The 20,426-nt window shown below is 61.3% G+C and carries 16 protein-coding genes; 6 read left to right on the forward strand and 10 right to left on the reverse strand.

The window, feature by feature from the left end; all coding sequences use genetic code 11:
• Positions 1 to 6: 6 nt before the first annotated feature.
• Positions 7 to 2,706, reverse strand: a complete 2,700-nt coding sequence (locus ACFWEM_RS01765; protein ID WP_378530596.1) for a LuxR C-terminal-related transcriptional regulator — start codon at positions 2,704 to 2,706, stop codon at positions 7 to 9.
• A 187-nt stretch (positions 2,707 to 2,893) separates the two neighbouring features.
• Entirely contained in the window at positions 2,894 to 3,532 is a 639-nt protein-coding gene (locus tag ACFWEM_RS01770) for a TetR/AcrR family transcriptional regulator (protein WP_378530598.1), read from the reverse strand.
• Positions 3,533 to 3,620: 88 nt separating this feature from the next.
• Between ACFWEM_RS01770 and ACFWEM_RS01775 the strand changes: the two genes are divergently transcribed.
• From ACFWEM_RS01775 to ACFWEM_RS01790, 4 genes are read left to right on the forward strand one after another with little or no spacing between them, the layout of a single operon-like run.
• Entirely contained in the window at positions 3,621 to 4,403 is a 783-nt protein-coding gene (locus tag ACFWEM_RS01775) for an SDR family oxidoreductase (protein ID WP_378530600.1), read from the forward strand.
• A gap of 49 nt (positions 4,404 to 4,452) precedes the next feature.
• Complete coding sequence (locus ACFWEM_RS01780) at positions 4,453 to 5,520, forward strand: dihydrodipicolinate reductase (protein ID WP_378530602.1); 1,068 nt, start codon at positions 4,453 to 4,455, stop codon at positions 5,518 to 5,520.
• Positions 5,517 to 6,452 carry an NAD-dependent epimerase/dehydratase family protein gene (locus ACFWEM_RS01785; RefSeq protein ID WP_378530604.1) on the forward strand — a complete coding sequence of 312 codons (936 nt, stop codon included), beginning with the start codon at positions 5,517 to 5,519 and terminating at the stop codon, positions 6,450 to 6,452. The genes ACFWEM_RS01780 and ACFWEM_RS01785 overlap by 4 nt, the downstream gene beginning before the upstream one ends.
• A gap of 38 nt (positions 6,453 to 6,490) precedes the next feature.
• Positions 6,491 to 7,240 (forward strand): ankyrin repeat domain-containing protein, encoded by a 750-nt coding sequence (locus ACFWEM_RS01790; RefSeq protein ID WP_378530606.1) that lies wholly within the window; start codon positions 6,491 to 6,493, stop codon positions 7,238 to 7,240.
• Here ACFWEM_RS01790 and ACFWEM_RS01795 read toward each other — a convergent pair.
• Complete coding sequence (locus ACFWEM_RS01795) at positions 7,225 to 8,241, reverse strand: helix-turn-helix domain-containing protein (RefSeq protein ID WP_378530608.1); 1,017 nt, start codon at positions 8,239 to 8,241, stop codon at positions 7,225 to 7,227. The genes ACFWEM_RS01790 and ACFWEM_RS01795 overlap by 16 nt on opposite strands.
• A gap of 99 nt (positions 8,242 to 8,340) precedes the next feature.
• Here ACFWEM_RS01795 and ACFWEM_RS01800 point away from each other — a divergent pair, with 99 nt between their 5' ends.
• Positions 8,341 to 9,147 (forward strand): alpha/beta fold hydrolase, encoded by an 807-nt coding sequence (locus tag ACFWEM_RS01800; RefSeq protein ID WP_378530610.1) that lies wholly within the window; start codon positions 8,341 to 8,343, stop codon positions 9,145 to 9,147.
• A gap of 30 nt (positions 9,148 to 9,177) precedes the next feature.
• On the opposite strand, the gene ACFWEM_RS01805 is transcribed toward ACFWEM_RS01800, so the two are convergent.
• The 4 genes from ACFWEM_RS01805 to ACFWEM_RS01820 all read right to left on the reverse strand — a co-directional run bounded on the left by ACFWEM_RS01805 (position 9,178) and on the right by ACFWEM_RS01820 (position 13,818).
• On the reverse strand, positions 9,178 to 10,368 hold the full coding sequence (locus ACFWEM_RS01805; protein WP_378530612.1) for a lipid-transfer protein: 1,191 nt from the start codon (positions 10,366 to 10,368) through the stop codon (positions 9,178 to 9,180).
• Positions 10,365 to 10,838: a Zn-ribbon domain-containing OB-fold protein gene (locus ACFWEM_RS01810; RefSeq protein WP_378530614.1), complete on the reverse strand. Its 474-nt coding sequence runs from the start codon at positions 10,836 to 10,838 to the stop codon at positions 10,365 to 10,367. Before ACFWEM_RS01810 ends, ACFWEM_RS01805 begins: the two co-directional genes overlap by 4 nt.
• A 211-nt stretch (positions 10,839 to 11,049) precedes the next feature.
• Positions 11,050 to 12,777: an FAD-dependent oxidoreductase gene (locus tag ACFWEM_RS01815; RefSeq protein WP_378530616.1), complete on the reverse strand. Its 1,728-nt coding sequence runs from the start codon at positions 12,775 to 12,777 to the stop codon at positions 11,050 to 11,052.
• A gap of 33 nt (positions 12,778 to 12,810) precedes the next feature.
• Positions 12,811 to 13,818, reverse strand: coding sequence for a diiron oxygenase (locus ACFWEM_RS01820; protein WP_214880718.1), 1,008 nt, complete (start codon positions 13,816 to 13,818; stop codon positions 12,811 to 12,813).
• 277 nt (positions 13,819 to 14,095) lie between these two features.
• Here ACFWEM_RS01820 and ACFWEM_RS01825 point away from each other — a divergent pair, with 277 nt between their 5' ends.
• Entirely contained in the window at positions 14,096 to 14,938 is an 843-nt protein-coding gene (locus ACFWEM_RS01825) for an SDR family oxidoreductase (RefSeq protein ID WP_378447553.1), read from the forward strand.
• Between the two features lie 66 nt (positions 14,939 to 15,004).
• Here the strand turns inward: ACFWEM_RS01825 and ACFWEM_RS01830 are convergent, their stop codons facing one another.
• The 3 genes from ACFWEM_RS01830 to lanKC form a co-directional block, all read right to left on the reverse strand.
• Positions 15,005 to 16,243, reverse strand: coding sequence for a DUF222 domain-containing protein (locus ACFWEM_RS01830; RefSeq protein ID WP_378530618.1), 1,239 nt, complete (start codon positions 16,241 to 16,243; stop codon positions 15,005 to 15,007).
• 62 nt (positions 16,244 to 16,305) lie between these two features.
• Entirely contained in the window at positions 16,306 to 17,298 is a 993-nt protein-coding gene (locus ACFWEM_RS01835) for a hypothetical protein (protein WP_378530620.1), read from the reverse strand.
• Between the two features lie 421 nt (positions 17,299 to 17,719).
• A complete protein-coding gene (gene lanKC / locus ACFWEM_RS01840; RefSeq protein WP_378530622.1) occupies positions 17,720 to 20,302 on the reverse strand; it encodes a class III lanthionine synthetase LanKC in 2,583 nt (860 codons plus the stop codon).
• Positions 20,303 to 20,426: the final 124 nt, after the last annotated feature.

The following is a 20,426-nucleotide window of genomic DNA, read 5'->3' on the forward strand; positions in this document are numbered from 1 at the left end:
TCTTGCTCAGATGAGTCCGCCGCGTCGCGCAGCCTTGAGTGCGTCGCGTCGGTTGCTCACTTCCAACTTGCGATAGATCCCACGAAGATGCGTCTTGATGGTGTTGACGGACAGGAACAGCGTGTCGGCAATCGACTCGGTGGTGTCTCCCGAAGCGAGTTCACGCAGCACGGTGTATTCACCCGGGGTGAGGATCGGTGCACTCACCAATTGTTGGGGACGAATGCGGTTGCGTACCTGTTCGGCGAATGCTTCCTGATCGCCGAAATGCCCACTGAACTCGTCGAACACCGGCCGCAGGGATGGGCCGTAGTCGAGGAAGGGGCGCAGCAAGTTACCGGCTTCCGCGGCGCGTAGCGCTTTGTGAAGGGAACGAAACGACTTGCGGTCGTGACCTGTTGCAGCGTGGATCCCTGCTTCGAGTGTCCAGGCGTAGACGTGATGTGCGAGCAGCGGGATTTCGGAGGACCCGAGAGCTTCGGAAACTTCGGCGAGTGCTTCCGCGAACTTGTTGGACGAGAAGGCGACGGCACCCCGCGCGAGATGTATCTCCGCGGTCTCGCCGAACCGGTCGGCCGCATCCCGTACGAGTCTGGCCGCCCATTCCACTTCGCCGACGGAAAGGCACGCGTTGACGACGGGCGGTAGAAGAGCCAAGGTCGCGAACGCGAAGGTACGTAATTCGATCGCGCTGAGCATCGCGTCGCGGACATCGGCGGCGGTCGAGCGTCGGTCGGTCGAGCCGTCGAGACTGTGAAGGCCGAAGGTTACGACGGAGTGCCACCCGAATGCCGGCGCGCTGGCGCCGAGAACGTCTGTGCTCCGGTAGTTTCCGATCGTCGGGATGCGGTACGGAAGCTCACTCGAAGCGCAGAGATATGCAGCAAAGGCGGCCACCGACGCGGACAACTCGTACTCCGCAGTCGTCGTGATGTGATGTTCGACCGCGTAGTCCAGAGCGTAGATGGAGTGAGCCCTCATGGCCCCGATGTCTCCGCTGAGGGAAGCGACGTAGCCCAGTCCGGTCAGCGACTTCAAGACGAATCGCGCCCTGCCCCGCAGCGTCCCGAGAGCGACGGCTTGAGTGTATTCGACAGTCGCCCTGTCGAACTCACGTCGCAGTAAGTGCGCAGTCGCCAACTCCATGTGTGCGTAGGCTTCGACGTCGGAGTGGGTGCTGTTCTGACGCCGCTCCAGACGTGACGCCAGCGGCGCGCTGTCGGAAGTTGCCGTAACGCAGGAGATTTCCAGGCTCATCGCCTGAAACAGTGGGTCGTCTGCAATCGGTGGATGAGTGGCTTCGAGAAGATCGAGGCACGTCGTCGCCGAGGTCACGTCACCGGAATGGAGGGCGGCCGCCGCCAGCACCAGCCGGGTGATCGGGGATTCCGAGACCTGCGTCGACACGGATTCGAGGACTCGCACGACGTCTCCACAGTGCCCGTCGAGTACGAGGCCCAGCCCGCAGCGTTCGAGAAACGCGATAATGCGGACTGGTTCGCCGATCGACACCTCGAGTTCGAGCGCTTCGAGTTCGAGGTGATTGCTTTCGAACCAGGACGCGGCTCGCAGGTGTGCGCGGTTTCTCTCGTCGTGATCGACGCGACGGAACTCTGCCCGAAGATGTTCGCGCAACAGCGGGTGATAACTGAACCACGTTGTGTGATCGGCCGAATCGGTGCGGGTCACAGGGAAATTGAACTGAATCAGCGAGTCGATCTCGGATCGCGCGTTCGAGTCGGTCAGAGTTTCCGCCAGTTGGGCGGAGAAAGAATCGACTACCGATGTCCGCAACATGAACGAGGTGACATGTTCGGGCAAGGACGTCAGTACCTCGTCGACGAGAAAGTCTGCGATCGGGCGGGGTGTGTGCGTGAACTCGTCGAGCGCATCGCCGATGTCGCTGCGGCCCGCCAGAAACGCTGCGGTGAGGCGAACGACGGCGCCCCACCCCTTGGTGAAGTTCTCGACGATTGCAAGCTCGTCGTCGCGCAGCGTGATGTTGTACTCACCGAATATCGCGGTGATCTCGGAGCGATCGAAAGCAAGATCGGTGGATGCGAAGCGGGTGAGTCGGCCGTCGAGAGCCAGGCGATGCCACGTGAGCGGTGGTTCGTAGCGGGCGGCGACGACGATCGACAGGTTGCCAGGCGTCTGGATGAGTATTCGATCGAGCAGACTGATCGACATCGGATCGTGGAGGGTGTGAACGTCGTCGAGGATCAACGTTGTTCGGCGCTCATGCGTTTCGAGGGTTTCCGCGAAATGCGCGAGCCATTGATCGACAGGTGGCCTGGATCCCGTCTGCGCGGGAAGCCTCTGGCCTGACGTGTCGACGGATGTCGCGATCGCCTCGGCGAGGGATTCACACAGTATCGACACGTTGTTGTCGCGCTCGGCCAGTGTCAGCCAGGCCAGCGCAACATCAGGGGAGGCTCGCGAATATTCGCGAGCCCAATCGGCCAGCAGCAAGGTCTTCCCCGCCCCGGCCGGAGCCGAGAGCAGTCCGACGGGCCCGGGTCCTGAGCCTTTGGTGGCAGTGGAGGCGGTGAGTTTGCGATGCAGGCGCGGACGCGGGACCAGTCCTTTGACGGCAGATGGCGGGTGAAAACGACCGTTGAGTACGGCACCTGGCACGTGAGCTTGCCCGACGCGGTGGGACGCGTCGAGCATTACTGCAGCGGCATCACGAAATGGGCTGCTCATCCGACTCCTGTTCGACTGGCTGCACTGGACGTGACCGCTGGATCGAAATTTTGAACGAGTTAGATGATGTGAAACTACCCAATTCGGACACCTGTTAAGCGTCCAAATCAAAAATTCGGACCAAAGTCCCTGATTTAGCGAGTCCCGATTTCGAACTCCACGAATCGTCCGTTCGGCTCTACCGCGCTCAGGTGATGTCCTGGTCCTTCGGCGTGACGCCATGGAGCAATATGTCCGGCATTCGTTCGACCAGGGGCGCGGATTCGTCCTCGGGCATCAGCATTCTCAGGACCATCGTGCCGCCGACGATGAACAGCATCGTTGCCTGAGCGTCCCGCATCGCGTCGGCATCACCGTCGCCGCGGTTCAGCATCTGCGCGAGCATGGCGATGCCGGGGCCGCCGAACTCCGACCACAATGTCGACGGCAGGTCGCCGCGCTCGGCGAATGCCGAAAGTAGGCCCGGCAATGCGGCCTTCACCTCCGGCTTTGCAAAGAGTTCCAGGGTGTAGTTGCACGAAGCCCGTACCCATTCTTCGGGGTCGGTGGCGTCGGCGACGGGCGGAGGCTCGTCGACCCAACCGAAGACTGCTTCGAAAACCAGGTGGGTCTTGGACGGCCACCGACGGTACAGAGCGGGCTTGCCGACGCCGGCGCGCTCGGAGATCGCCACCATCGTCGTCTTGTCCCAGCCGACCTCGGCCAGCAACTCGCGTGCCGCGGCCAGGGCTGAATCACCGATGGCGGGATCGCGGGGCCTCCCGCGTAGCCGTTCGGTGTCTTCGTCTGGGGTGACGTTGTCCGGGGTGACTTCTTCGAAATCCATTGTGAATAGCGTAACGCAGTGTTACGTTTCTCCATATTCGTAACACAGCGTTACGTTATCCCTCGGGTGCCCTGTGGAGGTGCGCGTCATGACTCAATTGCTCGAAGATTCGACCGTGGTAATTTCCGGCGTCGGAACTGGTCTGGGGCGTGAAATCGCTTTGGCTGCAGTCCGTGACGGGGCCAACGTGGTGCTCGGCGCAAGAACCGAAGAGAATTTGAAGTCCGTCTGCGAGGAGATCGATCCGACCGGCGCTCGCGTCGCCTATTCGGTGACGGACATCGCCGATCCGGAGTCGTGCTCGCGCTTGATCGATACTGCCACCGAACGTTTCGGCCGGGTGGATGCGCTGGTCAACGTCGCGGCCAAGGAAGACGTGTTCGGTGGGCTCGAAGGTGCCGATCTGAGTGCCTGGAAGGCCATGTTGGATGTCAACGTCATCGGAACTCTCACTTTGACGCAGGCGGCGCTACCCGAATTGAAGAAGCGCGGTGGCGCTGTCGTCATGATCGGCTCGCAGGCCATGTTTCATCCGCAGTTGCCCCAATCGGCATACGCGACGTCCAAGGGTGCGCTGTACGCAGCGATGTGGTCGCTGGCAAAAGAACTGGGACAGTATCGAATCCGTGTTAACACCGTAGTTCCCACGTGGATGTGGGGACCACCGGTACAGCTTTACGTCGGCCTCGCGGCGGCCGACCGTCGGGTCCCCGAAGAAGACATCATCGCCGAGATCAGCAAGAACATGCCGCTCGGTGAAATCCCGGCAGACGACGACGTAGCGGACGCCGTGGTCTTCTTCGCGTCCAATCGTGCTCGGATGTTGACCGGGCAGACGCTGTTCGTCAACGGCGGCGAGTTCTTCCGCTGATCGTCGATACACCATCTGCTGACTCTGCTCTGGAAAGGACTGCACTGCAATGAAACACAAGGTCATCGTCTGGGGAACGGGCGTCGTGGGGAAGTTGGTCATCCGCGAACTGCTCGATCATCCCGAATTCGAACTGGGCGGCGTGATCGTGCACAACCCGGAGAAGGACGGCGTCGACGTCGGCACACTCATCGGAGTCGAGCCGGTGGGGTTGGCCGCCACGATCGACAGCGAGGCAGCACTCGCCGTCGATGCTGACGCGGTTGCATACTTCGGTCCGACTGCTGAATTCGCCGTCGAGAACATCGCGAACATGTCTCGCTCTCTGCTGTCGGGTAAGCATGTGGTGTCGACGTCGATGACGCCGTTGGTCTACCCGCAGGTGTGCCCGAAAGAAATGCTGGAGGACCTCGAAAAGGCTTGTCGTGAAAGCGGAAAGTCGTGCTTCACCACGGGAATCGATCCGGGATTTGCCAACGATCTCTTCCCGTTGACGCTCATGGGCGTCTGTGGCCGGGTGGACAGCGTCCGCGTGCAGGAACTGTTGGACTACGCGAACTATGCAGGCGACTACAGCTCCACGATGGGAATCGGCGTGTCGGTCGATACTCCGGCGGTACTCGAGATTCCCGAGGTGTTGATCTTCGCCTGGGGTCACACCATTCCGATGATCGCCGACGCCGTCGGAGTCAAGTTGGACCGTATCGACACCGTGTACGAGAAGTGGGCCGCCACCGAGCCGATCACGTATCCGTTCGGTGTCATCGAACCCGGTCAATGTGCCGCAGTGCGATTCGAGATCCGCGGTTGGGTGGGTGACGAGGCGAAGATCGTGATCGAGCACGTCAACCGCATCACCAACGATGCCGCAACACACTGGCCCAGAGCAACTTCCGTGGAGAACGACGTCTACCGCGTGATCATCAAAGGCAGTCCGGACATCACGCAGGAGACCGCGTTCCGTGGGGCGCTCGACGGAGATCCGATCACCGGAGGTTGCCTGGCGACGGGAATGCGAGCGATCAACGCCATTCCGATGCTCGACGACATCGAAGCCGGGCTCGTTTCAGCGCTGGATCTTCCCCTCATCGCCGGGCGAGGCACCATCCGATCATGAAGGTGCTCTTGACGGGAGCCTTCGGGAACATCGGTTCGCACGTCCTGACGGAACTCGTGCGCAGAGGTCACGACGTTCGTTGTCTTGCGCTGGCAACTCCCGATGATCGCAAGCGGGCGAACGCCTTTCACGGGATCGAGACGATCTGGGGCGACATTCGTGACTACCAGACCGTCGAGGCCGCGGTGGCAGGGGTAGATGTCGTAGTTCACTTGGCCGCAGTCATTCCGCCTGCCAGTGAACTCGACGTTGCTGGTGCGGCGAAGGTCAATGTCGAGGGAACCCGTAACGTCGTCACGGCAGCGCTGGCGCAGAGCGGTCCACCGAAAGTTCTCTTTGCGTCGACATTCGATGTTCACGGCCGAACGATGCATCGGAAACCGCCTCGTAGAGTGGATGATCCACTCGAGGCGACGGATGGCTACACAGCCCAGAAGATCGAAGCCGAACGCATAGTGCGAGAGTCCGGTCTGACGTGGTTCATCCCGCGGTTCGCCGACGTTCCGATCATCGCCGCACGTGGGGCCGATCCCATCATGTTCGAGATCGGCTTGGACAACAGGATCGAGGTGCTGCACCCAGATGATGCGGCCGTCGCTCTCGCCAACGCACTGGAGACGCCACAGGTGTGGGGCCGGGTGCTGTTTGTCGGTGGTGGTGAGTCCTGTCAGGTGACCTACCGTGACTATCTGGCGAGGATGCTTGGCGCCATGGGGTTGGAACCGTTGCCCGAGAGAGCTTTCAGCGGCAACGAATATGTGACGGACTGGGTGGATACCGAAGAGAGTCAGCGGCTGTTGCGGTATCAGAGCCGTAGCTTCGACGACATCACCGCGGACATCGCAGCCACGCTCGGCTGGAAACGGTGGATCATTCCGGCGATCAAACCGGTGGTGAGACGATCGATGTTGAAGATGTCGCCCTATCTGTGATTCTCGGGCCATTCGGCCGGCTGTGGAAGACTGGTTCCATGAAGCGGATGTCGAGAGCTGTCCTCGCAGGCGGAATAATCGCAGCGTCGGTAACCGGAGCCTTGGTGGGTTGCAGTTCTTCCGACACCTCGGTGGCGCCGACCACCGCGTCGTCGTCAGCGATGGCACCGCCTGCAGATGCCAAGCCGCCGTCGACGCCGGAATCCGAACGGGCACTCTTCGATGCGGTGGACCGCAATGATCCGGCAGCGATCACCGCTGCCCTGGCTTCCGGTGCGAACATCGAAGCCCGCGATCAGGACGATCGCACTCCGCTCGTCGAGGCCACCAAGAACAACGCCGTCGCTGCGGCGTCCACGTTGATTCTTGCCGGTGCAGACGTGAACGCGAAGGATTCCATGCAGGATTCGGCCTTCCTGTATTCCGGAGCCGAGGGATTGAATGAGATTCTGGCGCTCACGCTCGCCCACGGCGCGGACGTCGACAGCGTGAACCGTTACGGCGGTACGGCTCTGATTCCCGCGAGTGAACACGCTCATGTCGAGACCGTCCGGATGCTGATCGCTGCCGGGGTCCCGGTCAATCACGTCAATGATCCGGGGTGGACGGCGCTACTCGAAGCCGTTGTGTACGGCGACGGTTCCGCGCGCTATATCGATGTGATCACTCAGCTCCTCGACGCTGGGGCAGATCCCTCGATCCGGGATGCGTCAGGAAAGACCGCGTTGGACAATGCCGAAAGTCGTGGTCAGTCAGACGTTGTGGCGCTGCTTCAATCGCGGAGCTGACGCCAACGAGTCGGGCTGATTCCGTAGGCCAGCCGAAAGCGTCGGCTGAAGTGGCCGGCGTCGACAAAACCCGCCCGGTGCGCGATGGTCGCGATCGGCAGGTCGGCGGTGGCCGGTCCACGAAGTTCTTCGCGAGCTTTTTGCAGACGCTGGGTGATGATCCACTGCTCGATCCGAAATCCGTTGTCCGAGCAGATCTTGTACAGCTGTCGCAGTGAGATGTTGTGGGCGTGAGCAATTCGTGCGGGATGCAGTGCTGGATCGTGAAGGTGTTCGCGGATGTATCGACGGATCGAAGCCGCGGCGCGTGTCGATCTCGGGGCCGAAGCGTCGGGATTGGAATGCGCGATGGAGGTGACCAACGCGCGCGCGAGTTCGATCGAAGCCTCGCCCAGTTGTTCAGCCGCGGGATCGGTCTCCAACAGGTCGGCGCTGCGGAACAATTCGCGAACGTGCGCGATCATCAAGGGGTACAGATTGCTGTGATGAGGCCGGGTCGCTGCGTCGCGGACGGTCTCGATCGGCAATCCCAGCCGATCCATCGGAACGTAGAGGCACTGGGAAGCGCCCGTTCCCGACCAGGAGAAATCGTAGGTCGACGTCAGGTCCGTCATCAGCAGTTCACCGGCGGGCACTCTGCGTTGTTCGTCGTGTTGGTCGAGATGGCCGATCCCGCTCTCCTGCAGGGCAATCGCAAGGACGGGCATCGACGCGGACCGGACGTGGCGTGGTGTTCGGGTCAACCGCATACCAGTCGACTCGGAGCGGAACAGTGATGCTGCACCGAGGTTCCACACGTTCATTCTTGCGCTCACCCGTTCCGGGGTCTCCAAGTGGATTGCGCACGGAACCGAGGCACGACCCATCGCGTCGACAAAGGCGTCCGTGCGTTGGTCAGGCTCCAGCACGGATGTATCCAGGAGCAAAGCCATGCAGCCCTGATACCCCGCGATGCGGACGCTCAACCAGAAGTTGTGCAGTGTGAGCCCAGAAGTCTGCACGGACAGTCACGTCCGTCGCACCAGGTATTTCTAGGATCGAAACGGGCATGTCCCGGCTTACCGCAGTTTCTCGCTTTTCGACGAGAGTGAAGGAAACGCATGAAGATCTCACGTGTATTCACAGCAGTTCTGGCGTTGCTCATGACAGTTGCGGCCGGACTGATCTTCGGCTCTGGTGCCGCGGTGGCAAGTCCCATGCCCACTGTCGTTCTCGTTCACGGCGCCTTTGCCGACGCGACCAGTTGGGACGGCGTTGCCGCCGACCTGCGCTCGCGTGGCTATCGCGTCGTGGTGCCGGACAATCCTCTACGCGGGCCCGCTTACGACGCGTCCGTGATCGAGAAGACGGTTGCGGACATCGACGGACCTGTCGTGCTCGTAGGCCACTCGTACGGCGGCGCGGTGATCACCAACGTCCATGACCCGAAGGTGCAGTCGTTGGTGTACATCGCGGCGTTTGCTCCGGTTCAGGGTGAGCCGGTACAGATCACGATCGATCCCATCAGGTTCCCGGGCAGTCAATTGCTGCCTCCGGCTCTGGGAGTGAAGATCGTTGACGACACACAAGCCATCGGCGGCAAGAACGTCGACGGCTACGTCACCGACGAGTATTTCCATTCGGTCTTCGCTCAAGATGTTTCGGACGAAACAGCGGCAACGATGTTGGCGCATCAGAAGTCGATCGCGCTGTGGGCAAATCTGGAACCGGGTGGTGCGCCATCGTGGGCGAACACACCGAGTTGGTATTTGGTCGCCGGTGACGATCGCGTGATTCCGCCGACAGCGCAGCGGTTCATGGCAAATCGCATGGGCGCGAGCACCAGCGAACTCCCGACGTCGCACGCATCGCTGGTTTCACAGCCAGGGGCAGTGGCAGACGTGATCGTGGCGGCCGCTCACGGTTGAGTGAGCGACCGCCACGAAAGCAGAACAGGGTCAGGCGGAAACGATCACCGAGGAGCCGTGGCCGAACAGGCCCTGGTTGGCGGTGATGCCGATGCGAGCACCGTCGACCTGGCGGCCCTCAGCCTGTCCGCGCAGCTGCCAGGTGAGCTCGCACACCTGCGCAAGTGCCTGTGCGGGAACGGCTTCGCCGAAGCACGCGAGACCGCCGGACGGATTGACCGGGATGCGGCCCCCGATGCTGGTGTCACCCGCACGCAGTAGGTGCTCGGCCTCGCCGCGCTTACACAGGGCGAGGTCTTCGATCCAGTCCAGTTCCACCGAGGTGGCGAGGTCGTAAACCTCGGCGACGTCGACGTCCTCGGGAGAGATCCCGGCTTCTTCGTACGCGGCGTAGCCGATGGACTCCTTGAACGTGCGCTCCGGAGCGGGGACGGCGGAGCTGGAATCGGTGGAGAAGTTCGGCATGTCCATGATCGTCTGCGGGAACGTCGGCGTGACTGTCGAAATAGCCTTGATTCGAACAGGTTCCGCGATACCCATCTTGCGGGCGTATTCCATCGACGTCAGCAAGATTGCGGCGCCGCCGTCCGAAGTTGCGCAGATGTCGAGCAGGTGCAGGGGATTGGACACGACGGGGGAGGCCAACACGTTTTCGACGGTGACTTCCTTGCGGTAGCGCGCATTCGGATTGGCCAGCCCGTGCTTGGCGTTCTTGACCTTCACGTTGGCGAAGTCCTCAGCGGTCGCGCCGTAGAGGTCGATGCGACGACGCGCGTTGAGCGCGAAGTACGCCGGGTTGGTCATGCCCATGAGTCGGAAGCGCAGCCAGTCCGGGTCGTCCCAACGCTCACCGGCGACGGGTGCGAGGAAGCCCTTGGGCGTGGTGTCGGCGCCGACGACCAAGGCAACTTCGCTGAGGCCGGCCAGGATCCGAGCGCGGGCGGTATCGAGTGCCTGGGCACCCGTCGCACACGCGGCGTACGACGTGGCGACGCGAGCGCCGTTCCAGCCGAGTGCCTGGGCGAAGGTGGCTCCGGCGACGTATCCGCCGTACCCGTTGCGGACGGTCTCGCCGCCGACGATGAAGTCGACGTCCTGCCAGTCGACACCCGAATCCGCGAGGGCGGCGCGAGCGGCGGCAACGCCGTACTTCACGAACGACTGGCCCCACTTGCCCCAGGGGTGCATGCCCACGCCGAGTACTGCGACATCCTTGCTCATGACTGCGACTCCTGATCGGCGGCGACAGGCTTCCAGCGCCACGTCGTACGGACTCCGGTTTCGTCCTTGTACAGCGGCTCGACAACCAATTCGACGGTATTGCCGACCTTGAGATCGTCGACGCCGTAACCGTCGGCCACCTGGCCGAGGATGACGATGCCCTCAGGCAGCTCGACTGCGGCCAGAGCGAAGGGCTCGTACGGATCCGAGCGCGGGATGTACGGCGGTGGCGGCTGGTACTGCGCGTCGGTGTACGACCAGACGGTGCCGCGGCGGGAGAGTTCCACGTCGTCGAACTCCTCGCTGAAGCAGCTCGGGTTCTTGCAGAACGTCGCCTCACGAGGGAAGGAAATGGTGCCGCAGGATTGGCACTTCGTGCCGATCAGAGCAGGTTCGTCGCCGGTGGTGAACCAACCCTCTACTGCAGGTGTCACACTCCCGTTCGGCGCCGGCGTTGCAGTCTCGCTCATGCAATCCTCATCTGGTTGGCGCGCCTGATCCTGAGATCGTGGCCCGCTGTGCCGCTTACTGGAACAGGTTGCAGTATTACACGATTTCCGCCGCTGACGGGCAAAAATTTTCGCTGAGTGGGACGCCCGGCTCAACGCAGACAGCCCCGCCGGGCAGACGAGTCTGCAGGCGGGGCCGTGTGCGTGAAAGTAGCTGTTTACCTGTGGTGGATCAGCGAGCGCGAACGGGTCGACCGAATCGACGGGCCGGCTTCACCCGAGCTGCGGCTTGGAGGATCGACGTGACCTCGCCTTGATCGAGAATCTTCTCGCGGACGCGATCGTGGGCAGCGCCGCGTTCCAACTCTGCCTTGTCGATGGAGTGCCAACCCTCGCGGTCGACAACGTCGGACTGCCGAGCTCGGACCAGACGATCGACGGCGGAGTCGTCGGCGACAGGGTTGGTCAAGCGGCCGTCGTTGAAGTCGTCGACGAGCATCCTGATGGTTTCCTGCGCACAGGACTTGTTGGTGCCGATGAACCCACTCGGTCCACGCTTGATCCATCCGGTTGCGTAGACGCCGGTGGCGGGATCACCGTTCGGAGCCTCGAGGACGCGGCCGCGCTCGTTCGGAATGACCGAACCACGCTCGTCGAACGGGACGCCGGCGATGGGCACTCCGCGGTAGCCGATCGAGGTGAGAACGAGCCCGGCGTCGATGGTCTCGGTATCGCCGGTCGCCTCGATCTGTACGGTTCCGTTGACGTCAACCAGGGCGTTGCGAGCGAATTCGATTCCACTGACCTGGTCGTCGCCGGTGATAGACGTCGGCGTGAGCAGGTAGCGCAACGTGATGCGCTTGTTGCCGACGTCGACGTGATCGCGGTTTTTCAGGGCTTCGAGTAGACGCAACTTCTGCTCGACGGCGTGTGGAAGCTCGCCGCGTTTTGCCAGTTCTTCGGTTGCCGAGTCGAGAACCATGTCGTCGGGTCCGACGGACAGTTCGATGTCCGGCAGTGCCATCAGACCGGTGAACTCGGGAACTGTGAACGCTGACTGCGCGATTCCGCGGCGACCCACGATGACAACTTCTTCGACACGACTCTTCCGCAGAGCGGCGAGTGCGTGAGCGGAGATGTCGGTACCCGCCAACTTCTCGGGATCGGCCGTCAGGATGCGAGCGACGTCGAGGGCGACATTTCCGTTTCCGATGATGACCGCGCGGCGATGCGAGAGGTCGAAGACGTCGTCTGCGTGATCGGGGTGGCCGTTGTACCAGGCCACGAAGTCGGTGGCCGAGGCCGTGCCAGGCAGATCAGCACCCGGAATGCCGAGACCACGGTCGGACGATGCGCCGACTGCGTAGAGCACCGCATGGTGATTTTCGAGCAGTTCGCTGTGCGAGATGTGCTTGCCGATCTCGACGTTGAGGTAGAACTCGAAACCCTTTTGCGCGGCGATCTTGTCGAACAGGCGGGTGACCTGCTTGGTCTTCTGATGATCCGGAGCAACGCCGGCTCTGACCAAGCCGTACGGGACCGGAAGGCGATCGAAGACGTTGACCTGCACATCGGGCTGCGTCAGCAACTCGTCCGCGGCGTACATCGCGGACGGACCGGAACCGACGATCGCTACTCGCAACGGCGGGCGGCCCTTGTCGACATGGGCTGCCGGGATGACCTTGGCGAGAAGTGGCCGAGGCCGCTCTTCCTTGTAGAAGTCCGCGTTGATGGACAGGAAGACCCGCTGCGGGTCGGTCAGCTTCGACTCGGGGACGATGGCGTCGACCGGGCAGGCAGAGACGCATGCCCCGCAGTCGACGCAGGCCTGCGGATCGATGTGCAGCATCTCGGCGGTGAGGAAGTCCGGCTCGTCCGGCGTCGGATGGATGCAGTTGACCGGGCAGGCGTAGACGCACGAGGCGTCGCTGCAACAGGACTGCGTGACTACGTGTGGCATGGCGCTATGAGTCCGATCTCGACTGTCCGGGAGCTACGCGGCGGCGTTGTGCGAGCTGCGGTGAGGTTCGCTACGGAAGCGTGATGCGCGGCCGTCCATCTTGCAGGCCTTCCACACCAAGCGCGAGGCACGGTTCATCAGTCCGGTGTCGGTGGCCAGCATGCGGACGTCACCGAAGTAGTTGCGCAGGGTCTGACGCGATTCGGGCAGATCCCAGAACAGGTCCTTCTTCACGGACTTGGGGATGTCGAACTGCTTCCAGAAGGACTTCGGCGGGATGACGATGGCGTCACAGAGAATGCGCATGACGATCGGGAACAGCAGCGAGAGGACAAACCGGTTCGGGCGTGACATCAGCGGGATGCGACGGCTCAGAAGCTTGTGCGCGAACGAGATGTGGCGCGCTTCCTCGGCCACGTGGATGGCCATGACCGACTGCATGATCGGGTGGATCTGGCCGCCGGCGCGCAGGATGCTCTTCTGGATGTGGTCGATCGGCTCTTCACCGGCGAGGACACCGACGAAGAACAGTTCGGGGAACGGACCCGCGGCGAGGGGGATGAAGGGTGCAAGCATCTTCATCGGACGGCTCATGCCCGGAGCGTCGGCACCGATGCGGTTGACCATCTCCTGGAACATCATCGTGTGGTTGCACTCTTCGACGGACTCGTGCGTGCAGTAGCGTGCCTCGGCCGAATCGTTGGGCAGCGAGAAGACGTACTGCATCATGCCGCGGATCAGGATGTTCTCGAACTGGAGACCGACCTTCGCGACGTTGGCCTGGCGCCACATGCCGATTTCGATCTGCTTGGCCTCGGACTGCGCCTGGTACCAGGGGTGTGCACCCAGCGGGTCTGTCTCGGCCGGGAGGATCCAGCGGCGATCGTTCGGGACGACGGCGAACTCGGGGGAATCCCAGTCGATGTCGAGGTACGGGTCGAAGTGCTTGTGCACCGAGCCCTCGGACAGGAGTCGAAGCGTCTCGTTGTACGAGTCGTCGGATGCTTCTGCGCGCTTGTCGAGCGGCGATGTGAGCGTCATGGCGTCTCCTCTTCGTTTCGGTCACCGCTGGTGTTTCTCGCGGTATTCGGTGGAATCGAGGGCCGGTTGTGTGATCGCTGGCACTCGGTCTGGATTTAATGTAACCCGAGGTATCAGGAAAAGCTAGTGGCAGATACTCCTGGATCTCGACGAATTCTTGACACGGCCGAAACGGCGCCATAACTTACTTTTGAGTAATTTCCGCGGTGCGTCCGAAGTGGGCTGTTCAGGGACGGGTTCGCACCGAATCGCACGCGAAGATCGAACCGAGGCCGACGTGATCAGATCGATTCTCAGCAATCTTGCATTGAGTCCGCCGACGCGTCTGCGCTCACTTGTTCCGTCGCGTGGCGTCACGCTCTCCGACAAGACAATCGTTCTGACGGGAGCCTCCTCGGGGATCGGTGAGGCGACTGCCCACCTCCTGGCCCGCCGAGGAGCCGAGATGATCCTGGTCGCGCGTGGTGAGGAAAACCTCGAACACGTGCGGGACGATATCCACCGCCAGGGAGGGTGGGCGCACATCGTGCCAGCGGACCTCTCGCGAGGGGAAGCTGTGGACGAACTCGCGGAGACCATCGCCGATCGATTCGGGTCGGTCGACATACTCGTCAACAATGCGGGTCGCTCGATCCGGCGTACCGCGTTGGATTCGGTCGACCGATTCCACGACTACGAGCGCACCATGGCACTGAACTATTTCGGACCTACACGACTGACGCTGCGTCTGCTGCCCGCGATGCTCGAGGCGAAATCCGGACACATCATCAACGTCGGAACCTGGGGAGTTACTGCCGGGGTGATGCCCAGGTTCAGCGCCTATCATGCGTCGAAGTCTGCGCTCAGTGCCTTCGGCCGAAGCCTCGGAGCGGAGTGTCACGGCACCGGCGTCGATGTCACCACAGTGCAATTCCCGCTGATACGAACACCGATGATCGCGCCGACGGCAGATTACGTGAGCCAGCCGGCGCTGACAGCCGATCAAGCTGCGTCGTGGATCTTGCGGGCGATCAATACTCGCCCCGCCGAGATGTATCCGCGATATGCGGGGCTTCTCCGGGCGATCGATGTTGTATCCCCTTCTGCTACTGACGCTCTCGTGCGCAGGGCCGGGATCTGACCTGAACGTACGTCGAGCACCGGGGCATGGTGATGCCCCGGTGCTGATGTGTTCGATTGTCGCGATTCACGCCGCTGTCGGTGGGCTGTTCCCGCCGATCGGCTGTTGATGCGGATCGATCGACATCGGTGGATAGAACACTGTTTTTCGGTCGGGGCCGATCTCGACCCGCCATTCGGTGTGGTGCATCGTCCGATGATGATGACCGCACAACAAGATCAGATTGTCGAGATCTGTTGGGCCACCATCGTTCCAGTGAACAATATGATGAGCATCGCACCACCCCGACGGAGTCCCGCACCCCGGAAACGCGCACCCACCATCACGGACGGCCAACGCCCGCCGCTGGGGTACCGTCGCGGTTCGCACTTCCTTACCGCAGTCGAGCGGAACACCATTCTCATCCAACAGAATCCGGGTGACCGTGCAGTCGCAGGCCAACATCCGGGCGGTGTCGATGCTGATCGGACCTACCCAATCCGTCCACGCGAACCCCAGTTCCTGAGTCGACGGCAGTAGATCCTTCAAGGCTTTGAGGTCCGTCATGTCCTTCGCCGACGCAGTCAGCGTGATGTGCGGTTTCACCCCACCCTCGATCGGACCCAACCCCGCCCGCTCGTACCGCCGCAGCAGTTCACAGAACCCATCCGCCCGTCGTAACGCCGGAGTACGCGTGTCCTTCACGCCGTCCTTCTCCGGCGTCGGCGCCGACAAACTCGACAACAACGTGATCAAACGCGCCCCGTTGACCGCATCCAAATCGCCTTTCACGCTGACCCGCCCGTACAAACCTTTCGAGGCATAGAACTCATTACGCTCCGAATCCTCACCCACAGGAACACCGTCCTCACGTTTGCCGAACTGCTTCTCGATCCGCCGGATCGCCGCCCGCACCGCATCACAATCCGCAATGTTCTTCGACGCCAGGTCAAGCAGAATCCGGCGGGCCTTGTCCACATCCGCCGGCGTCATGTTCTTCGGCGGATGCTGACAAAACGACGCCACCTGACGAGCCTTCAACGCATCCACGTCACCCCGGTGAAACGCATCCGCGACAACAGGTTCGAGCAACAACAACCGCGCCAGACTGACCAGCAGACTGCACTCACCGATCTCCAGATTCGTCGAACCATGCAACCACTGCGCGATCGCCCGAAAACCCTTCCCGACCACAGTCTCCCGGGAAAACATCTCCACGATCAACAGCACCATCCGCGATTGCAACTCGTGCCGGACACGCACCAGATCGAGAACCTCACTCTTGAGGCCCTCGCCATCCAGTTGCCACGCTTCTCGACTGTCCATGCCGAAAGTTTAATCGAACAAAGTTTCGAACACAAGGGAATGTGGATCGAAACTTGCTGCTATCAAATCGATTTCGATATTTCAGACATTCGCTTATGGGCGGGTCGCCGACGTAGTCCACGTGCGCCGACGAGTGCGAGCGCCACCATCAACCCGGAGCACAACAGCATCACGGCAGTCTCGATGAACTGAAATTGCCAGTACCGGCTCTGCGGGTGATAGACCACGGCATAGTGATCGATTCCCTGTTCTCGAAGGCAGTCGTCGATCTCGCGGTCTTGCTGCTTTTGATCGGAAGTATCCGAGGCCCTGCACACTGAGTAGTCGGCGTCGATCATGTTGCTGTCCATATCGGCGAAGCCGGCACCGATGACCCACCTCGAGTCGAGATTTTGGTACGGAGACGGTGCGTATTCTGCGGCACGTGCCCGTCCGTCGATGGGTTGGACTTCGATGTCGGGAGCCGTGTAGTGCTCGCGGACCATTGCGCTCAACGCGACGGGCACGATCAAGAACACGAGAAGAGTCGTGACCATCGCGACGACGGTGTTGCGTACGAGCAATGCGGCCGCGCTGCCGGTGACCATGGCGACAAAGGTGTAGGCGCCGAGGACGATTCCCGTCGTGTGAAAATTGGGGAACTCCATCAACGAGAACGAGGTCATTTCATCTGTTGCGGTTGCTCCCCGGCCCAGCGAATGGGTCCAGCCGAGCACCAGGCCCAGGACTGCCAGCCCCAGGGTGATGGGAACGAAGACCACCAGGACCCGCAAGAAATACCATCGAACAAGGCTGGTGGACTCGAGAGAATCGAGGTTTTCGGGGCCTTGCTCGAAGTCTCGGGCGAATGTGGTGACGCCGACCAGCATTCCTGAGGCGAAGGGAAGCAGGAGTGCGACAAGCGTCGTCAAGGTGAGAGCGGTGTCGGCGCGGCAACCGCCACCTCCGTCGTACCAGCGTGAGCAGATTTCTCCGAAAACCCAACTCTCGCCTGAACGCTGAACGAACCACCCTGAAATTGCGACGGTCAGGATCAGGAGAAATATTACCGCCATTGACCATACGATCTGCCCTCGGCATTGCCGCCAGGTCGCGTAAATCATCGGCGTATGCGGCTCGGTGAAGTGTGGATCCGTCTCATGATCAAACAATACTGTTCGTTTGGTGATATGCACTGATTCCTAAAGCCGATACCCCGGGCCTGCTCCGAGGTATCGGCCTGAGGTCAGAGGCAGAAGAAACTGAGCGAACTGATTGCCGCGTTCTGCTCGAGTTGGCCGGCATCTCCGACGTTGCCGGCGGCGACTGACAGATCCTGAAGGGAGAGAATAGCGTCCATTGTCATTTCCTTTGTTGATCGGCATGTTTACCGATGGATTTGATCGATCGAATTTTCTTGCGGTGCTGATTTCATTTCAGGTTTTTGGCCTGATACTTCTGTGCTCCAATCTTCCGGGGGTGATTTCTTCCGAACAATTAGGAGATGTGGCAGTTCGACGCGCACATCAGTGGAAACGACTGCCGGGCAGTTGACGATCCGGCATGTCGGAGCAATGCCAGTATTCCTGCAGATCCGGTTGCCCAATCTGTCGACAGTCTCAGGTTTTGCTCGCCTGGAAAGTGCAGGCTTCCTTGGTGATTGACGGAGTGAAGGCCTAGAAGTCCCAACTGTTGGACCAATGCGCTTTCGTAATCGGAGTCGGCATAGGGGGTCTTGGAGAGCTCGACCAGAAAGAGAATCAATCCAGCTCGACCGTTGACCAGCCCCGCTTGGGCAGTGAATTCGACTGTGGCGGCGCGGGATATCGCACGCACCGCAGCTGCGTAGCGCGGTTCGTCGACATGGCGCAGAAGTTGTAGAAGTACCAGGCCCACACCGACCGATCCCGATCCGAGATACGGCATTGTCCGGCGCTCCTCTCGCAGCTGCATCGACCCGTCAGGGCACATCGACATCACCGACAGATCGATGTCGACGAGCTGGCGTGCGTGTTCCAGCGATCGAGGATCACCGCTCAGTTCGTAGTGGCGAGTCCAGAACAGCGCTTGTCCGCTCGGTCCCCGCATCAACCCACCTCGGCCGGCCACTGCCCAAGGCGGCCCGTCGGCGACGCGGACATGCGCGCGAGCAGCTGAAATTCGTTCGCTCAGAGTTTCAGTCACGACGGCGAGAGTGGGTGACACGATCGGTCGTGAAACCGATTCCTCGAGTAGTAGGCAACCGATTCCGGAAAGGCCGCTGAAGAGGCTGGAGTCGAGCTCGTCGAGTGGGGCTCGACACAAAGTCTCGACCCATCTGTCGGCAGTCGAATGTCGCCCGTGATGCCGAAAGGTGTGCACCGCACCCGCGAGCCCGTCGAAGAAACCGAACTGTGGTTGCGTATCCGAATCAACCTGATGTTCAGTCCATTCCAGGACTGACTCCAAGGTGTCGGTGGGAAGATCATCGGCGAGCAGGTTTCCGCACGAGCCGTGCGCAATGCCGTAGCCGTTCACCTCGAACTGGGCGATGTCGCCGGGAAAGAGTCGATCAGCGCGGGCGAGATCAAGCGAGGCGAGGATGCCGCAGCGCAATAGAGCGGCCGTGCGTTGCAAGGTTTCGTTCGACGACGTGTCCCAACGATGCGGGCGATTCTCCGGTTCCGGCGGGAGTACGTCGAGCATCGAGTAGAGCGAGGCACGGAAGGCACGAGGAAGATCGAATCGAGACACCGCATAGTCGATGAGTTCGGGGATCTTGTTGCAATCGAGAGGGAACAATGTAGTAAGTGGGACAAAGAGTCCCAGCTCGATGCATCCCAAGGAGTATCGATCCGCCTCGATTCCTGTCAACTGTCGAGGTGCGGTGTATCCGGGAGCTCCGGTGGACCGGGGCGGATGCTCGTCGATGTTGTGGGCCATCTCGAAGTCGATGATCCGAATACCGGACGGTGAGCACATGACGTTGCCAGGGTGTAGATCGGCGTGAACGATTCCGGCGTTGTGGAAGCTCTCGACCGCGGTGGTCAACTGTTGTGCAATTTCGAGTGCCCAGGTTCTGTATTCCGTTCGGGAACCGAGTGTCTGGTCCGCGCGTATCAGTGGGTAGCGGAGCGCAATTTCCTGATTCAGGGGAGTGCCGGGAGCGCGCTCGGTGACAAGGAAGTGATGTCCCTCGCGCTCGAACAAGCTGATCGCAGAAGGTGGGTACGGGTTGTCGGCCAGGTGAGTCAATTTGTCGTACTCGTTACGGATCCGGTCGATTGCGTACCGGCCGTTGGCGTCCGGGGCGGTAAAGGGACGGCCTTCTTTGATGACCAGATTGACGCCGTTGCTGTCGAACGCAGAGTAGATTCCTCCACTGTTGCTGAAGTGCAGGGCTTCTCGAATCGAGAAGGGGAACTCACCTGGTGATTTGAGTTTGTCTTGTTGTGCACGAACAAAGTCCGGGATTTGTACCCAGTCGGGAGTCCTGAAGGAAGTGCCGCGCAGATCTGGTTCGAGCGATCCGTCAGGACGCCGAATTGCCGGGACACGATCGCCGAACGAATCGTAGGTCTGCATGGGCAGGTACGCGCCGTATCGTAGGTAGAGCGGTCCACGGTTCCAGCGCACATCGCTGAGGATGTAGGGTCCGTCGGCACCCGCGACAAGCCCGTCCAGTTCGGTGATGACACGTTGTGTGGCAACACCATCCGGCGGATAGATCGTGATGAATTTTCCGCTGGAAGTTCGATTGGCCTGCTTGCTGTTGGACAACATGAGGTCTGTCGCCGTCCGAAGAAATTTGAACGGCACCAGATTGTGGCCGCAATACGCGGAAACGGTATCGAGCAACTCCTGTGCGTTCGCCTGGGTAGCGGAGCAGTGGATCTTCCATCCCTGTTCGGGCAGCGGATTTCCAGGCGGTTGGAAGTAGTTCCACGGTCCGCTTTGGGGACCGCGCCGCCAGAGTGACCACTCCACCGACTTTGCGGGGACAAAGTGCTGGTCAGTCGGTGTGTCAGGTCGAATCACCGTTCTGATTCGGTCGTAGAAATGCGAGTCGGCACGAGTGAAGGCAACGTATCGCAGGTCCACGCTCAACCTCCCGGTCAGTCCCCCTGCGGTTTGTCATCGATTGGTGCCACGTCCCGAATCCCCATGTGGCTTGGATTGCTTGTGGCGGAAGGTTATCCGATTCCGGACATTTCGGGCGAAGATT

Source organism: Rhodococcus sp. NPDC060176 (assembly GCF_042728675.1).
Lineage (GTDB): Bacteria > Actinomycetota > Actinomycetes > Mycobacteriales > Mycobacteriaceae > Rhodococcus_F.

Excerpts from the sequence above, each read along its gene's own strand:
- ACFWEM_RS01765 (WP_378530596.1), bottom strand. The coding sequence starts at position 2,706 with ATGAGCAGCCCATTTCGTGATGCCGCTGCAGTAATGCTCGACGCGTCC.
- ACFWEM_RS01770 (WP_378530598.1), bottom strand. The coding sequence starts at position 3,532 with ATGGATTTCGAAGAAGTCACCCCGGACAACGTCACCCCAGACGAAGAC.
- ACFWEM_RS01775 (WP_378530600.1), top strand. The coding sequence starts at position 3,621 with ATGACTCAATTGCTCGAAGATTCGACCGTGGTAATTTCCGGCGTCGGA.
- ACFWEM_RS01780 (WP_378530602.1), top strand. The coding sequence starts at position 4,453 with ATGAAACACAAGGTCATCGTCTGGGGAACGGGCGTCGTGGGGAAGTTG.
- ACFWEM_RS01785 (WP_378530604.1), top strand. The coding sequence starts at position 5,517 with ATGAAGGTGCTCTTGACGGGAGCCTTCGGGAACATCGGTTCGCACGTC.
- ACFWEM_RS01790 (WP_378530606.1), top strand. The coding sequence starts at position 6,491 with ATGAAGCGGATGTCGAGAGCTGTCCTCGCAGGCGGAATAATCGCAGCG.
- ACFWEM_RS01800 (WP_378530610.1), top strand. The coding sequence starts at position 8,341 with ATGAAGATCTCACGTGTATTCACAGCAGTTCTGGCGTTGCTCATGACA.
- ACFWEM_RS01805 (WP_378530612.1), bottom strand. The coding sequence starts at position 10,368 with ATGAGCAAGGATGTCGCAGTACTCGGCGTGGGCATGCACCCCTGGGGC.
- ACFWEM_RS01810 (WP_378530614.1), bottom strand. The coding sequence starts at position 10,838 with ATGAGCGAGACTGCAACGCCGGCGCCGAACGGGAGTGTGACACCTGCA.
- ACFWEM_RS01815 (WP_378530616.1), bottom strand. The coding sequence starts at position 12,777 with ATGCCACACGTAGTCACGCAGTCCTGTTGCAGCGACGCCTCGTGCGTC.
- ACFWEM_RS01820 (WP_214880718.1), bottom strand. The coding sequence starts at position 13,818 with ATGACGCTCACATCGCCGCTCGACAAGCGCGCAGAAGCATCCGACGAC.
- ACFWEM_RS01830 (WP_378530618.1), bottom strand. The coding sequence starts at position 16,243 with ATGGACAGTCGAGAAGCGTGGCAACTGGATGGCGAGGGCCTCAAGAGT.
- ACFWEM_RS01835 (WP_378530620.1), bottom strand. The coding sequence starts at position 17,298 with ATGGCGGTAATATTTCTCCTGATCCTGACCGTCGCAATTTCAGGGTGG.